Annotated in this window: 1 protein-coding gene; it reads right to left on the bottom strand. The window is 66.7% G+C overall.

The features are described 5' to 3' along the window. Window positions 1-21: 21 nt before the first annotated feature. A partial coding sequence (locus tag SB717_RS37120) for an alpha/beta fold hydrolase (protein WP_410908100.1) occupies window positions 22-261 on the bottom strand: 240 nt, incomplete at its 5' end.

Below are 261 nucleotides of genomic sequence, written 5' to 3'. Positions count from 1 at the left end.
CTGACAGTTCGCCCATCGCCATCACCTCCGTTGTTCGGTCGTGCGCGGACCCGCGCACTGGTTCTCGAAGAATTCGATGAGGAGCCGGCTCACCGCGGCCGGCTGTTCGATCTGCGGACAATGACCGGCCTGCGGAATCACCGCCGAGGTCCCCACCCGCACCCGGTCGGCCAGTTCCTTTGCCCAGCCAGGGGGCAGGAGTTTATCGCACTCACCCTCCACGACCAGCGTCGGTACGCCGATCCGTCCGTAGGGCCGGTC

This window comes from Priestia sp. SIMBA_032, assembly GCF_046535215.1.
GTDB classification, from domain to species: Bacteria; Bacillota; Bacilli; order Bacillales; family Bacillaceae_H; genus Priestia; species Priestia aryabhattai.
The sequence above is the reverse complement of the archived record's forward strand: the minus strand, read 5'-3'. Positions and strand labels throughout refer to the sequence as shown.